The sequence below is a fragment of the Streptomyces sp. TG1A-60 genome, from assembly GCF_037201975.1.
Lineage (GTDB): Bacteria > Actinomycetota > Actinomycetes > Streptomycetales > Streptomycetaceae > Streptomyces.
Window position 1 is genome coordinate 7,284,359 of the sequence record NZ_CP147520.1, and the last position, 14,190, is coordinate 7,298,548.

The 14,190-nt window shown below is 70.8% G+C and carries 11 protein-coding genes; 5 read left to right on the forward strand and 6 right to left on the reverse strand.

Features of this window, described 5'->3' with window-relative positions; translation table 11 throughout:
- Positions 1–2,514: a DUF3516 domain-containing protein gene (locus tag WBG99_RS31995; RefSeq protein WP_338899681.1), complete on the reverse strand. Its 2,514-nt coding sequence runs from the start codon at positions 2,512–2,514 to the stop codon at positions 1–3.
- A gap of 167 nt (positions 2,515–2,681) precedes the next feature.
- Between WBG99_RS31995 and WBG99_RS32000 the strand changes: the two genes are divergently transcribed.
- Positions 2,682–3,476: a metal-dependent hydrolase gene (locus WBG99_RS32000; protein ID WP_338899682.1), complete on the forward strand. Its 795-nt coding sequence runs from the start codon at positions 2,682–2,684 to the stop codon at positions 3,474–3,476.
- A 35-nt stretch (positions 3,477–3,511) separates the two neighbouring features.
- Here WBG99_RS32000 and WBG99_RS32005 read toward each other — a convergent pair whose 3' ends face one another.
- The 3 genes from WBG99_RS32005 to WBG99_RS32015 all read right to left on the reverse strand — a co-directional run bounded on the left by WBG99_RS32005 (position 3,512) and on the right by WBG99_RS32015 (position 7,844).
- A complete protein-coding gene (locus tag WBG99_RS32005) occupies positions 3,512–3,982 on the reverse strand; it encodes a DUF5709 domain-containing protein (protein ID WP_338899683.1) in 471 nt (156 codons plus the stop codon).
- A gap of 263 nt (positions 3,983–4,245) precedes the next feature.
- The gene (locus tag WBG99_RS32010) at positions 4,246–6,027 is read right to left on the reverse strand and encodes an ABC transporter ATP-binding protein (protein WP_338899684.1); all 1,782 of its coding nucleotides are present in this window, start codon (positions 6,025–6,027) and stop codon (positions 4,246–4,248) included.
- Complete coding sequence (locus tag WBG99_RS32015) at positions 6,024–7,844, reverse strand: ABC transporter ATP-binding protein (protein WP_338899685.1); 1,821 nt, start codon at positions 7,842–7,844, stop codon at positions 6,024–6,026. The genes WBG99_RS32010 and WBG99_RS32015 overlap by 4 nt, the downstream gene beginning before the upstream one ends.
- A gap of 370 nt (positions 7,845–8,214) precedes the next feature.
- Between WBG99_RS32015 and WBG99_RS32020 the strand changes: the two genes are divergently transcribed.
- Positions 8,215–8,901, forward strand: coding sequence for a hypothetical protein (locus WBG99_RS32020; protein WP_338899686.1), 687 nt, complete (start codon positions 8,215–8,217; stop codon positions 8,899–8,901).
- A gap of 209 nt (positions 8,902–9,110) precedes the next feature.
- On the forward strand, positions 9,111–9,353 hold the full coding sequence (locus WBG99_RS32025) for a hypothetical protein (RefSeq protein WP_338899687.1): 243 nt from the start codon (positions 9,111–9,113) through the stop codon (positions 9,351–9,353).
- 98 nt (positions 9,354–9,451) lie between these two features.
- Here WBG99_RS32025 and WBG99_RS32030 read toward each other — a convergent pair whose 3' ends face one another.
- The gene (locus tag WBG99_RS32030; RefSeq protein ID WP_338899688.1) at positions 9,452–9,934 is read right to left on the reverse strand and encodes a MarR family transcriptional regulator; all 483 of its coding nucleotides are present in this window, start codon (positions 9,932–9,934) and stop codon (positions 9,452–9,454) included.
- A 94-nt stretch (positions 9,935–10,028) separates the two neighbouring features.
- On the opposite strand from WBG99_RS32030, the gene WBG99_RS32035 reads away from it, so the two are divergent.
- Both WBG99_RS32035 and mltG read left to right on the forward strand, forming a co-directional pair.
- Positions 10,029–11,867: an ABC transporter ATP-binding protein gene (locus tag WBG99_RS32035; RefSeq protein WP_338899689.1), complete on the forward strand. Its 1,839-nt coding sequence runs from the start codon at positions 10,029–10,031 to the stop codon at positions 11,865–11,867.
- Between the two features lie 43 nt (positions 11,868–11,910).
- Complete coding sequence (gene mltG, locus WBG99_RS32040; RefSeq protein WP_338899690.1) at positions 11,911–12,792, forward strand: endolytic transglycosylase MltG; 882 nt, start codon at positions 11,911–11,913, stop codon at positions 12,790–12,792.
- 60 nt (positions 12,793–12,852) lie between these two features.
- On the opposite strand, the gene WBG99_RS32045 is transcribed toward mltG, so the two are convergent.
- Entirely contained in the window at positions 12,853–13,929 is a 1,077-nt protein-coding gene (locus WBG99_RS32045) for an NAD(P)-binding domain-containing protein (RefSeq protein WP_338899691.1), read from the reverse strand.
- Between the last annotated feature and the right edge of the window lie 261 nt (positions 13,930–14,190).

The window sequence follows — 14,190 nt, forward strand, 5'->3', positions numbered from 1 at the left end:
TCACAGTTGACCGACGGCGGTGACCTTGACGACGGCGCGTCCGTCGGCGTCGGAGGCCGCGAGGTCGATCTCCGCGCTGATGCCCCAGTCATGATCACCGTTCGGGTCGGCGAAGGTCTGGCGGACGCGCCACAGCCCGTTCTGCGGCTCCTCCTCGATCATCAGCAACCGGGGGCCACGGGCGTCGGGACCGGTGCTGAGCTCGTCGTACTCGTCCCAGTACCTGTCCATCACCTCGCCCCACCGGTCGGCGTCCCAGCCGGACTCGCCGTCCATCTCGCCCAGTTGGTCCACCTGATCGAGAGCGGCGAGTTCGACACGGCGGAACATCGCGTTGCGGACGAGGACGCGGAAAGCGCGCGCGTTGGACGTGACCGGCTTGACCTGGTCGGCCTTCTCCTGGGCCTCCTCTGCGGTCATCTCCTCGGGGTTGGCGAGCTGCTCCCACTCGTCGAGGAGGCTGGAGTCGACCTGGCGCACCATCTCGCCGAGCCAGGCGATCAGATCCTCCAGATCGTCCGACTTCAGGTCGTCGGGGACGGTGTGGTCGAGGGCCTTGTAGGCGCCGGCCAGGTAGCGCAGCACGATGCCCTCGGTGCGGGCCAGCTCGTAGAAGGACACCAACTCCGTGAAGGACATGGCCCGTTCGTACATGTCCCGGATCACGGACTTCGGGGACAGCGGATGGTCACCGACCCAGGGGTGACTCTTGCGGTACGTGTCGTACGCGTGGAAGAGCAACTCCTCCAGCGGCTTGGGGTAACTGATGTCCTGGAGCCGCTCCATGCGCTCCTCGTACTCGACACCGTCCGCCTTCATCGCGGCCACGGCCTCGCCACGCGCCTTGTTCTGCTGGGCGGCGAGGATCTGCCGGGGGTCGTCCAGCGTCGACTCGACGACGGACACCATGTCCAGGGCGTACGACGGCGACTCCGGGTCGAGCAGTTCGAAGGCGGCCAGCGCGAAGGTGGACAGCGGCTGGTTGAGCGCGAAGTCCTGCTGGAGATCGACCGTCAGGCGCACGACGCGGCCCTCGGCGTCCGGCTGGTCGAGCTTCTCGACGATGCCGCCGTCGAGGAGCGAACGATAGATGGCGATCGCGCGGCGGATGTGCCGCAGTTGCTGCTTGCGCGACTCGTGGTTGTCCTCCAGCAGATGGCGCATCGCCTCGAAGGCGTTGCCCGGCCGGGCGATCACCGACAACAGCATGGTGTGGGTGACCCGGAAGCGGGAGGTGAGCGGTTCCGGGTCGGAGGCGATGAGCTTCTCGAAGGTGTTGTCCGTCCAGCCGACGAACCCCTCGGGCGCCTTCTTGCGGACCACCTTGCGGCGCTTCTTCGGGTCGTCGCCGGCCTTGGTGAGCGCCTTCTCGTTCTCGATGACGTGCTCCGGCGCCTGCGCCACCACGAAGCCCGCCGTGTCGAAGCCGGCCCGCCCGGCGCGGCCCGCGATCTGGTGGAACTCACGGGCCCGCAGTGTCCGCACCCGGTTGCCGTCGTACTTGGCGAGGGCGGTGAACAGCACTGTCCGGATGGGCACGTTGACGCCGACACCGAGTGTGTCCGTGCCGCAGATGACCTTCAGCAGACCGGCCTGGGCCAGCTTCTCCACCAGGCGCCGGTACTTGGGCAGCATGCCGGCGTGGTGCACACCGATGCCGTGCCGCACGTACCGGGAGAGATTGCGGCCGAACTTGGTGGTGAAACGGAAGTTGCCGATCAGCTCGGCGATCCGGTCCTTCTCCTCCCGGGTGCACATGTTGATGCTCATGAGCGCCTGCGCCCGCTCCACGGCCTGCGCCTGCGTGAAGTGCACGATGTAGACGGGAGCCTGCTTGGTGGCGAGCAGTTCCGAGAGCGTCTCCGTCAGCGGGGTCAGTACGTATTCGTAGGAGAGCGGCACCGGGCGGGTCGCCGAGCGGACCACGGCGGTGGGGCGGTCGGTGCGCCGGGTGAGGTCCTTCTCGAACATCGAGACGTCGCCGAGAGTCGCCGACATCAGGATGAACTGCGCCTGCGGCAGCTCCAGGATCGGGATCTGCCAGGCCCAGCCGCGGTCGGCCTCCGCGTAGAAGTGGAACTCGTCCATCACGACCTGGCCGACGTCGGCGTTCTTGCCGTCGCGCAGGGCGATGGACGCCAGCACCTCGGCGGTGCAGCAGATGACGGGGGCGTCGGCGTTCACGGACGCGTCGCCGGTGAGCATGCCGACGTTCTCGGTGCCGAAGATCTTGCACAGTTCGAAGAACTTCTCCGAGACCAGTGCCTTGATCGGGGCCGTGTAAAAGGTGACCTCGTCCTGGGCGAGGGCGGCGAAGTGCGCGCCCGCGGCGATCATGCTCTTGCCGGAACCGGTGGGCGTCGACACGATCACGTTCGCGCCGGAGACCACCTCGATGAGCGCCTCCTCCTGGTGGGGATAGAGGGTGAGGCCGCGCTCCTGGGCCCACGACTCGAAGGCTTCGTAGAGGGCGTCAGGGTCGGCGGTCCGCGGCAGCTGATCGATGAGGGTCACGCCCCCCATCTTGCCTGCCCGCGTGCCCGATGGGGGAATCGGATGCCGGACCGAAGATCGCGAACGTTACGCTGTGGCGCCGACGGGGCGTCAACACGCACGGACAACTGGACAGTGGCACAAGGCGACTGGACAGCGGCACGAACGGGATGGGACGGGGCACGGCCATGATGGGACCAGCACACTCACTGTCGGGAGCCGCGGCCTGGCTCGGCGTAGGGGCGGCAGCAGCCGCCGCTGGGTACACGATGCCCTGGCCGGTACTCCTGGCCGGTGCGCTGATCTGCGCGGGCGCCGCGCTCGCCCCGGACCTGGACCACAAGGCGGCCACGATCTCCCGGTCCTTCGGTCCGCTGTCGCGCTGGGTGTGCGAGATCGTCGACAAGCTTTCGTACGCCGTCTACAAGGCGACGAAGAAGCAGGGCGACCCCCGTCGCTCCGGTGGACACCGCACGCTCACGCACACCTGGCTGTGGGCGGTGCTGCTCGGCGCCGGTGCCTCCGCCCTCGCGATCGCCGGTGGCCGCTGGGCGGTGCTGGCCATCCTGTTCGCGCACCTGGTGCTGGCGATCGAGGGTCTGCTGTGGCGGGCGACCCGGGGCTCGAGCAGCGATGTGCTGGTGTGGCTGCTGGCGGCGACGAGCGCCTGGATCCTCGCGGGAGTGCTGGACAAGCCGGGCAACGGGGCGGACTGGCTGTTCACACAGCCGGGCCAGGAGTACATGTGGCTCGGGCTGCCGATCGTCCTCGGCGCGCTGGTGCACGACATCGGGGACTCGCTGACCGTGTCCGGCTGCCCGATCCTGTGGCCGATACCCATCGGGCGCAAGCGCTGGTACCCCGTGGGCCCGCCGAAGGCGATGCGGTTCCGGGCCGGAAGCTGGGTGGAGCTGAGAGTACTGATGCCGGTGTTCATGGTGCTAGGGGGAGTGGGCGCCGCGGCGGCGCTGAACTTCATCTGAGGCACCGCTCGACCCCGGCAGGGGCTTCGCCGGAGTCAGCCGGACGGCGCTTCCTCCTCCACGATGTGCATCGCCGCCTCCTCGGCGGAGGCGGCGGCTCCGTCGATGCCCACGTCGGTGGCGACCAGCCCGCTCTCCTCGTCCTCGTGCGCGCCCTCGTCGGGGGCGACGAGGCGGCCGGAGCGGAGCGTGCCGACCTCGTTGTCCAGGGGCTCGCCGTCGGTGTCCTGGGAGTCGCCGATGCCGTCCCCGTCGGGGTAGGCGGTGTCCGGGAGCTCCTCGGAGAGCCGCTGGTCCAGGGTCTCGCCGCGCAGGCGCTCCGCCGCGGTCACACCGGTGTGCTCCACCGCCCATGGCCGCTCCGGTGGCGACCAACCCCGGTCGAGCGGATCGGCGACACCGTCCGTGATCAGGGTGTCCTCGGCGTCCAGCAGCCCCGCGTCGTCCTGGATCTCGGATCCGTCTGGCTGGTAGACGTCGTCTCCCCATCCGCCGGCTCTGTCCACGGGTACCTCCAGTGGTGGGACGGGCCCGGTGCCACCGCTCACGCCGGTGGACGACGCGGGCCGCTGGGCGGCGACCCGGATCCCGCGAACCGGACGGCTCACGGTCCCCCGAATCAGTGCCCACCACCAGCCTTCCACTCGCATTCGGCACCGCGCAACGGCAGGCGACCGGCAGCTGCGGGACCCGCCCGGCGCCGGCCGTCCGGCCGGGTCCGTCCCGGCGAGGTCGTCTGCCGCACCGGCGACGGCGGTGCCCGCGGCGGTCAGCCGTGCCACGACCTCCACAGCGCGGCGTACGCGCCGTCCGCCTGGACGAGCTGGTCGTGGCTGCCCAGTTCGCTGATGCGGCCGTTCTCGACGACGGCGATGATGTCGGCGTCGTGGGCGGTGTGCAGCCGGTGGGCGATGGCGACGACGGTGCGGCCGTCGAGGACGCGGGCGAGGGAGCGTTCCAGATGACGGGCCGCACGCGGATCGAGGAGCGAGGTCGCCTCGTCCAGGACCAGCGTGTGCGGGTCGGCGAGGACAAGGCGGGCCAGCGCGATCTGCTGGGCCTGCGCCGGGGTGAGCGAGATGCCGCCGGAGCCCACCTCGGTGTCCAGACCCTCGTCCAGCGCCCGTGCCCAGGTGTCGGCGTCGACCGCGCCCAGCGCCGCCCACAGCTCGGCGTCCTCCGCACCCGTACGGGCGAGGAGCAGGTTGTCGCGCAGCGAACCGACGAAGACATGGTGCTCCTGGTTGACCAGCGCCACATGGGAGCGGACGTCCTCGGCGGGCATCCGGGACAGCTCGGCGCCACCCAGCGTGATACGGCCGTCGCGCGGCGCGTAGATCCCGGCGAGGAGCCTGCCCAGAGTCGACTTGCCCGCGCCGGACGGGCCGACGAGGGCGAGCCGGGTGCCGGGCGGGACCTCCAGGGAGACCTTGCGCAGGACGTCGACGCCGTCGCGGTACCCGAAGCGCACCCGGTCAGCGTGGACATGCCGCCCGTCCGGGGCCACGGCGGGATCTCCTGCGTCCGGCTCGATGTCCCGTACACCGACGAGGCGCGCCAGCGACACCTCGGCGACCTGCAGCTCGTCGTACCAGCGCAGGATCAGGTTGACCGGGTCGACGAGCATCTGGGCGATGATCGCACCCGTGGTCAGCTGGCCGAGCCCGATCCAGCCCTGCAGGACGAACAGCCCGCCGATGACCAGGACGGAGCCGAGAACCGTGATGTGCGTGAGGCTGACGACCGGGAAGAGCACCGACCGCAGCCAGAGCGTGTACCGCTCCCACGCGGTCCATTCCTGGACACGTCGGTTCGACAGGTCGATGCGGCGGGTGCCGAGGCGGTGGGCCTCGACGGTGCCGCCGGCGTCCACGGTCTCGGCGAGCACGGCGGCGACGGCGGCGTACCCGGCGGCCTCCGAGCGGTAGGCGGAGGGCGCGCGCCTGAAGTACCAGCGGCAGCCGACCACCAGCAGCGGCAGGGCCAGCAGTACGGTGAGGGCCAGCGGCGGCGCGGTCACGGCGAGTCCGCCGAGGAGCAGCGCCACCCACACGACACCGATGGCCAGCTGGGGCACGGCCTCGCGCATGGCGTTGGCGAGGCGGTCGACGTCGGTGGTGATCCGGGAGAGCAGGTCACCGGTGCCGGCGCGTTCCAGAACGCCCGGCGGCAGTCCGACCGACCGTACGAGGAAGTCCTCGCGGAGGTCGGCCAGCATCCGCTCGCCGAGCATGGCGCCGCGCAGACGCACCTCTCGCACGAAGACGGCCTGGATGACGAGGGCGGCGACGAACACCGCCGTCGTCAGTTCCAGATGGAGTTCGCGTGCCTCGTCGGAGACCCGCTCGACGAGTGCGCCCAGCAGATAGGGGCCCGCCATCGAGGCCACGACGGCGATCGTGTTGACGGCGATGAGCAGGACGAACGCCCGGCGGTGCCGGCGGAACAGTTCGGCCACGTAGGCGCGTACGGTCGCCGGGGCGCCGACGGGCAGGGTGTTCGCCGTCGTGGGGGCGGCCGGGTCGTACGCCGGTGGCGCCACGCCGATCATGCGGTCTCCTCGATCTCTTCCAGTTCGTCCAGCACGTCGCTGAGGTTGGTCGTGGGGTGTCGAGAGCCGTCGGCGAGGTCGGTCTCCTCGTCGGTCTCGCGGGTGACGACGGCCCGGTACCGGGGTTCCCTGCGGATCAGGTCGCGGTGGACGCCCACCGCGGCGACTTCGCCCTCGTGCACGAGGACGACGCGTTCGGCGAGGTCCAGCAGGAGGGGTGAGGAGGTGAAGACGACCGTCGTGCTGCCGGCCCGCAGCGACCGGATGCCGTCGGCGACGCGGGCCTCGGTGTGCGAGTCGACGGCGGAGGTCGGCTCGTCCAGGACCAGCACGCCCGGGTCCGTGATCAGGGACCGGGCCAGTGCGAGGCGTTGGCGCTGCCCGCCGGACAGGGACCGGCCGCGCTCGGTGATCCGCGCGTCCAACGGGTCCTCGGCGTCGAGCGAACCCTGGACCAGCGCCTCCAGGACGTCCCCGCACTGGGCGGCGGCCAGCGCGTCCTCGGCGGTGACCGCGCCCGAGGCCGGCACGTCGAGGAGTTCGCGCAGCGTTCCGGAGAGCAGCACCGGGTCCTTGTCCTGCACGAGGACGGCGGTGCGGGCGGAGTCGAGCGGCAGTTCGTCGAGCGGTACGCCGCCGAGGAGAACCGAGGTGCTCTCCTCGGGAGCGTGGCCGCCCAGCCTTTCCGCCAGCTGTCCGGCCGCGTCAGGGTCGCCGCACACCACAGCGGTGAGACACCCGGCGGGCGCGAGCAGCCCGGTCGCCGGGTCGTACAGGTCCCCGGTGGGCACGGCGGCCTCACGGGACCCCTCGGCGTCCGTGGCCCGCTCCAGCGACAGCACCCGAGCGGCGCGCTTGGCGGACGGACGGGAGAAGGAGTAGGCCATGGCGATCTCTTCGAAGTGGCGCAAAGGGTAGGCAAGGAGCATCACCGCGCTGTACACCGTGACCAGTTCACCGATCGTGATCCGGCCCTCGCGGGCGAGACCCACGCCGTGCCAGACGACGGCGATCATCAGCAGCCCCGGCAGCAGCACCTGGATGCCGGAGATCAGGGCCCACATACGGGCGCTGCGGACGGCGGCGTGGCGGACCTCCTGGGAGGCCTGGCGGTAGCGGTCGAGGAAGAGGTCCTCGCCGCCGATGCCGCGAAGGACACGCAGGCCCGCGACGGTGTCGGAGGCCAGCTCCGTGGCGCGGCCCGCCTTCTCGCGCTGGAAGTCGGCGCGGCGGGTCGCGTGGGGCAGCAGGGGCAGGACGGCCAGCGCGAGCACCGGCACGCCCACGGCGACGATGACGCCGAGCGCGGGCTGGTAGACGAGCAGGCCGACACAGACCAGCACCACCGTGAGCGCCGCCGCGGTGAACCGGGAGACGGACTCGACGAACCAGCCGATCTTCTCGACGTCGCCCGTGGACACCGCGACCACCTCGCCGGCCGCGACCCGCCGCGTCAGCGCCGAGCCCAGCTGGGCCGTCTTGCGGGCCAGCAGTTGCTGGACGCGTGCGGCGGCGGTGATCCAGTTGGTGATCGCCGACCGGTGCAGGAAGGTGTCGCCCAGCGCGATGGTGAACCCGCACAGCACCAGCAGCCCGCCCCCGAGGGCGAGCCGGGCGCCGGAGCGGTCCACCACGGCCTGGATGGCGAAGCCGACGCAGAACGGCAGCCCGGCCACGGAGGTGAAGTGCAACAACCCCCAGGCCAGCGCCTTCAACTGCCCGCCGAGCTGGTTCCGGCCGAGCCACCACAGAAAGCGGGGACCCGAGCGTGCGTCCGGCATACCCGGGTCTTTGTGCGGAAGGTCTTGAATCTGCATGACGTCCCAGTGGCTCGTGTCAGGGTGGGGAGGAGTGGGGAGACGAAGGACGGTGACGCTCGGCGACCGGCCGTGAAAGGTTCGCGTCACCGCGTGGTCGGAAGCAAACGGTTTTCCGGCGCCGGGCAAAGTTTCGGCCTGGACCACCCGTGCGAGGCCCGCCGGGCGGGGCGGCGGGCGCATCTGCGCGGTGCGCGGTGCGACGATGGACCGCATGCGAATAGGGGGTACGAGGCGCGGAGGCACCGGCGATGCGGACGGAGTGAGCGGAACCAATCGTGCGGACGACACGAGTGTCGTGAGGGGCCCGGCGCATGTCGTGAGGGGCGCTGCGCGAGTCGGGCTCGCGGCGGCGCTCTGCGGTGTCCTGGTGTCCTTGGCGGCGTGCGGAGGTTCGGGCGACGCGGACAACTCGGCCAAGGCCGACGCGGGCGCCGGCGGCAGGGCGGAGAGTGCCGAGGCGCAGAAGGGCGACCCGACCCGCATCCCGGACGTCGGAGACCGCCTCCAGAAGCAGATCCCCGCCGAGTCCCGTCAGGTCGTGGCGGTCTACGGTGAGGGCAAGGACGACGCCGACGCCACGATCGTGCTCTACACGAAGAGCGGTGGAGCCTGGAAGAAGACCCGCGGTTGGGAGGGCCACAACGGCAAGAAGGGCTGGACCACCGACCATCGGGAGGGCGACAGGCGCAGCCCCGTCGGCGTGTTCACGCTCAGCGACGCGGGCGGTGTCCTCGCCGACCCGGGCGCGAAGCTCCCGTACAGCCGGTCGGCGTCGTTCCAGGCGCCGCACTACTGGGCCGAGTCGCACTGGCACGACTTCGACTATGTGATCGCCATCGACTACAACCGGGTCAAGGGCACCTCGCCGATCGACCCGACGCGGCCCGAGGGCCAGTCCAAGGGCGGCAGCATCTGGCTGCACATGGACCACGGCAGCGGCACCTCGGCCTGTGTCAGCCTGTCCAAGTCGGGCATGGAGTACCTGCTGCGTACCCTCGACCCGGCCCGGCACCCGGTGATCGTGATGGGGGACAGGGCACAGCTGAAGGTCTGAGACGCCAGACGTCTCCGGCCCCCTCCCGTGTCCGGAGACGTCATTGCGGCGGGGCGGCAACGTCCGTGGAACTCGGCCCAAGAGCAGCCGGATCGTCATGTCCATGCTCACCGGAGCGACCCTCCTGGCGAGCACCCTCCTCGGAGCGACCCCGCACAGCTCCCCACCATCGCCCGGCCCGTCTCGGCGTCGACGGCATCATGGACTCGATGCGTGTCGTCACCAACCTGCTGGGCAACTGCGCCGCCGTCTTCGCCGTGTCGGAGTGGGAGTGCGCGCTGGCCGCGGGCCGGGCGAAGATGACGCTGGACGGGGAGTTCCGGTTCGTGGAGGAGGGCGACGAGCCCGGCGCGGGCGGGACCGACGACTCCTCCGGCGCTCCCCTGGGCACCCACGAGGGCGGGGTCCCGGCACGGCCCACAGCCGAGGCGAAAGAGCTCGCCCCGAAGTGACCTGACCCGCTCCTCCCTCTTCGGAGTCCCCCACGTGCAGGGCGCGGCGCGGCACCCCGCGGCATCCCGCGCCGGGCCCCTCCCGTACGTCCGCCGACTCAGCAGCGCCGCTCGGCCACAGGCGCACCGTCGGCCGACGGCACCGGTGCCCCGTCCACCAGGGTGTCGAGCAGACCGCCGAGCACGTTCCGCTGCTCGCCCGACAGAGGCGCCAGGATCTCCTCCGCCGCCGACCGCCGGGCATGGTGCAGCTCCCGCAGGACCTTCCGGCCCTCGTCCGTGACCTCTATCCGGATCACCCGCCGGTTGGTGGGATCGGGCGCCCGGCGCACCCGTCCGCTCTCCTCCAGGGCGTCGACCAGAGTCGTCACGGCCCGGGGCACGACCTCCAGTCGCTCCGCCAGATCGGCCATGCGCGGCGGCGTGTCGTAGTGCGCGAGGGTGCGCAGCAGCCGTGACTGAGCCGGGGTGATCTCCAACCCGCGCTGCTGGAGGTGGTGCTTCTGGATGCGGTGCACGCGGCGTGTGAGCCGCAGCAACTGCTCGGCGAGCAGACCGCCGTCGGCGTCGGGGGTGGTCATACGGGAACAATATCAGGAGTTTGTTCATTGTGAACATAGGTAACAATGAGCTAAGCTCCGTCAATCATTCTCGCCTCACCTCCCGTAGGAGCCCATGCGTCCCGACCACGAACCCCGCTGGGTACCGCCCGGCGACTCCAAGGATCAGCCCCGGCAGGTACGCCGCATCCTGGAACTCTTCCGTCCCTATCGAGGCCGGCTGGCGATCGTCGGTCTGCTTGTCGGCGCCGCGTCGCTCGCGTCGGTCGCCACCCCCTTCCTCCTGAAGGAGATCCTCGACACCGCGATCCCCGAGGGTCGCACAGGCCTGCTCGGTCTGCTCGCGCTCGGCATGATCCTGAGCGCGGTGCTCACCAGCATCTTCGGTGTCCTGCAGACACTGATCTCCACGACTGTCGGTCAGCACGTGATGCACGATCTGCGCACCGCCGTCTACGGTCGGCTGCAGCGCATGTCGCTGGCCTTCTTCACCCGAACCCGCACCGGCGAGGTCCAGTCCCGCATCGCCAACGACATCGGCGGTATGCAGGCGACCGTCACCTCCACGGCCACCTCCCTGGTCTCCAACGTCACCAGCGTGGTCGCCACTGTCGTCGCCATGGTCGCCCTGGACTGGCGGCTCACCGTGGTCACCCTGCTTCTGCTGCCGCTGTTCGTGTGGATAAGCCGCCGGGTCGGCGACGAGCGCAAGAAGATCACCGCCCAACGCCAGAACCAGATGGCCGGCATGGCCGCCACGGTCACCGAGTCCCTCTCCGTCAGCGGCATCCTGCTCGGCCGCACGATGGGCCGCGCCGACTCGCTCACCAAGTCCTTCGCCGCGGAGTCCGAGCAACTGGTCGACCTGGAGGTCAGGGTGAACATGGCCGGGCGCTGGCGCATGGCCATCATCACCGTCGTCATGTCCGCCATGCCCGCCGTCATCTACTGGACCGCCGGCGTCGCTCTCCAGCTCGGCGGGCCGTCCGTCTCGGTCGGCACGCTCGTCGCCTTCGTCTCGCTCCAGCAGAACCTGTTCCGGCCGACCGTGAGCCTGCTGTCCACCGGCGTCCAGATCCAGGCCTCGCTCGCCCTCTTCCAGCGCATCTTCGAGTACCTCGACCTGCCGACAGAGATCACCGAGCCCGAGAACGCGGTCCACCTCGACCAGGTGAAGGGCGAAGTCCGCTTCGAGAACGTCGAGTTCCGCTACGACGGCAAGGGCGCGCCCATCCTCGACGGCATCGACCTCACCATCCCTTCCGGCGGCAGCCTCGCCGTCGTCGGTCCGACCGGCGCCGGAAAGTCCACCCTCGGCCTCCTGGTGCCGAGGCTGTACGACGCCACGGGCGGCCGGGTCACGCTCGACGGGGTCGACGTGCGCGACCTGGACTTCGACACGCTGGCCCGCGGCGTCGGCGTCGTCTCGCAGGAGACGTATCTCTTCCACGCCTCCGTCGCCGACAACCTGCGCTTCGCCAAGCCGGACGCCACCGACGAGGAGCTGTACGCGGCGGCGCGGGCGGCCCAGATCCACGACCACATCGCGTCCCTGCCCGACGGCTACGACACGGTCGTCGGCGAACGCGGCCACCGCTTCTCCGGTGGTGAGAAGCAGCGCCTCGCCATCGCCCGCACCGTCCTGCGCGACCCGCCGGTCCTCATCCTCGACGAGGCGACCAGCGCCCTGGACACCCGCACCGAGCACGCGGTGCAGGAGGCCATCGACGCGCTCTCGGCCAACCGCACCACCCTCACCATCGCGCACCGGCTCTCCACCGTCCGGGGTGCGGACCAGATCGTGGTCCTCGACTCCGGCCGCGCGGTCGAACGCGGTACGCACGAGGAACTGCTGGAGAGGGACGGCCGGTACGCGGCGCTCGTGCGGCGGGACGCACGGCTGAAGCCGGGCCGGGAGACGGCTCAGGTGCCGAAAATGGAGCCGACAAGATGAATATATGCCAGGTTTGAGGTGATATGCGGGTTACCGTGCCCGCATGCATATGAACACTCCGCCACGGAGCACGATTCGACTGACGCGTCGGGGCCGGGCCGCCCTCATCGCGACCGGCGCCGTCGTGGCGGCCACCGCCGTGGCGGTGCCGCTGCTGAGCGTCGGCAGCGGCGACGGCGAGGCCGAACGCCCCACGTCACTGGTGATCCCGGAAGGCTGGCGCTCCGCCCAGGTCTACGAAGCGGTCGACAAGGCCCTCGCCCTGCCCGCCGGGTCCGCCAAGAAGTCCCTGGCCAAGGCCAAGCTGACCCTCCCGGCCGACGCCGAGGGCAATCCGGAGGGCTATTTCTTCCCGGCGACGTACCCCTTGGCGGGGAAGGCGACCCCGGAGTCCCTGCTGACATCCATGGTCGAGACCGCGAACAAGAAGTTCAACGGCGGTCAGGTCACGGCCGGCGCCCAGCGCAACGCCATGAACGTCTACCAGGCGGTCACCATCGCGAGCATCGTCCAGGCCGAGGCGGCCGACAAGGCCGACATGAGCAAGGTGGCCCGGGTCGTCTTCAACCGGCTGGAGCGCGGCATGCCGTTGCAGATGGACTCCACCCTCAACTACGCGCTGGACCGCTCGACGCTGGACACCAGCGTCGAGGACACGAAGATCGACAGCCCCTACAACTCGTACCAGCGGATGGGTCTGCCGCCCACGCCGATCGCCAACCCGGGCGAGGAGGCGATGCGTGCCGCGATCAACCCGACGCCGGGGGACTGGGTGTACTTCGTCACGGTCAAGCCGGGCGACACCCGCTTCACGGCGGACTACGAGGAACACCTGCGCAACGTCGCCGAGTTCAACGAAAGCCGGAAGAAGCCCACGGCCACCGCCGGGGCGAGTACAGCGCCTCCCGCGCAGGCGGCCGGCTGAGGATCGGACCTTCCCGTACGGGCCGCCGCGGAGTTGGCCGTACCGGGGTTGTAGGTGACGTCAGGCGGCGGCCGGCTCGTCCGCCAGCAGTCGCCTGATGTCCCGCACCGCCGCACGGCCCGCGCGGTTGGCGCCGATGGTGCTGGCCGACGGGCCGTAACCGACCAGGTGGATCCGGGGGTCGGCGACCGCGCGGGTGCCGTCGACGCGGATGCCGCCGCCGGACTCGCGAAGTCGCAGCGGGGCCAGATGGTCGACGGCGGCGCGGAAGCCGGTCGCCCAGAGGATGACGTCGGCGTCCACGCGGCGGCCGTCGTCCCATGCCACGCCCTCGGGCGTGATCCGGTCGAACATCGGCAGCCGGTCCAGGACGCCGTCCACGATGCCCTGCCGGATCGCGTCGTTGAGCGGCAGCCCCGTCACCGACACGACACTCTTCGGCGGCAGCCCCTGCCGCACCCGCTCCTCCACCATGGCGACGGCCGATCGCCCCGCCCCTTCGTCGAACGGCCCCTCGCGGAAGACCGGCGGACGCCTCGTCACCCACGTCGTCCCGGCGGCGTACGGGGCGATCTCCAGCAGATGCTGCGTCCCGGACGCACCCCCGCCCACCACGACCACCCGCAGTCCCGCTAACCCCTCCGGCCCCGGGTACTGCGCGGTGTGCAACTGCCGCCCCCGGAAGGTCTCCTGACCGGGATAGCGCGGCCAGAACGGCCGGTCCCAGGTGCCCGTCGCGTTGATCAGCGCCCGCGTCGACCACATACCGTCCGAGGTCTCCACCAGCAGTCGCCCGCCCTCGCCCGCACGCACCGCGTGGACACCCACCGGCCGCCGCACCCGCAGGTCGAAGGTGCGTTCGTACGTCGCGAAGTACTCCCCGATGACCTCGGAGGACGGGCGCGCCGGATCCGCGCCCATCAGCTCCATGCCGGGCAGCGCGTACATCCCGTGCACCTTGCCGTATGTCAGCGACGGCCAGCGGAACTGCCAGGCGCCGCCCGGGCCGGGGGAGTGGTCGAGCACCACGAAGTCGCGCTCCGGCTCGGAACCGGATCGCCGCAGGTGATAGGCGCTGGACAGACCGGCCTGACCAGCGCCTATGACGACCACCTCGACCTCGCGCACGTTGTTCACACTTCTGCCAACGGCGCGGAGGCCCGGGATCTTCCCGTGCGTTTCCCGGAGGTCGGCGCCCGCCTGCCACGAGGAGCGGCGCCCCGGCCACGGTGGCAGCGTCCGCCGGCAGCCCGCGCGCCGCCACGTTCGCCATCACGCCGTCCCCCAACCGGTACGTCCCCTCCAGGCGCGGACGGCCGGAGAGCACGAGTTGCTCGGCACTGAGCGCGTGGTATTCCTCGACCAGATGCGCGACCCCCGCATGGCTGTCGACGAGCG

Excerpts from the sequence above, each read along its gene's own strand:
- WBG99_RS32000 (WP_338899682.1), top strand. The coding sequence starts at position 2,682 with ATGATGGGACCAGCACACTCACTGTCGGGAGCCGCGGCCTGGCTCGGC.
- WBG99_RS32010 (WP_338899684.1), bottom strand. The coding sequence starts at position 6,027 with ATGATCGGCGTGGCGCCACCGGCGTACGACCCGGCCGCCCCCACGACG.
- WBG99_RS32015 (WP_338899685.1), bottom strand. The coding sequence starts at position 7,844 with ATGCAGATTCAAGACCTTCCGCACAAAGACCCGGGTATGCCGGACGCA.
- WBG99_RS32025 (WP_338899687.1), top strand. The coding sequence starts at position 9,111 with ATGCGTGTCGTCACCAACCTGCTGGGCAACTGCGCCGCCGTCTTCGCC.
- WBG99_RS32030 (WP_338899688.1), bottom strand. The coding sequence starts at position 9,934 with ATGACCACCCCCGACGCCGACGGCGGTCTGCTCGCCGAGCAGTTGCTG.
- WBG99_RS32035 (WP_338899689.1), top strand. The coding sequence starts at position 10,029 with ATGCGTCCCGACCACGAACCCCGCTGGGTACCGCCCGGCGACTCCAAG.
- mltG (WP_338899690.1), top strand. The coding sequence starts at position 11,911 with ATGCATATGAACACTCCGCCACGGAGCACGATTCGACTGACGCGTCGG.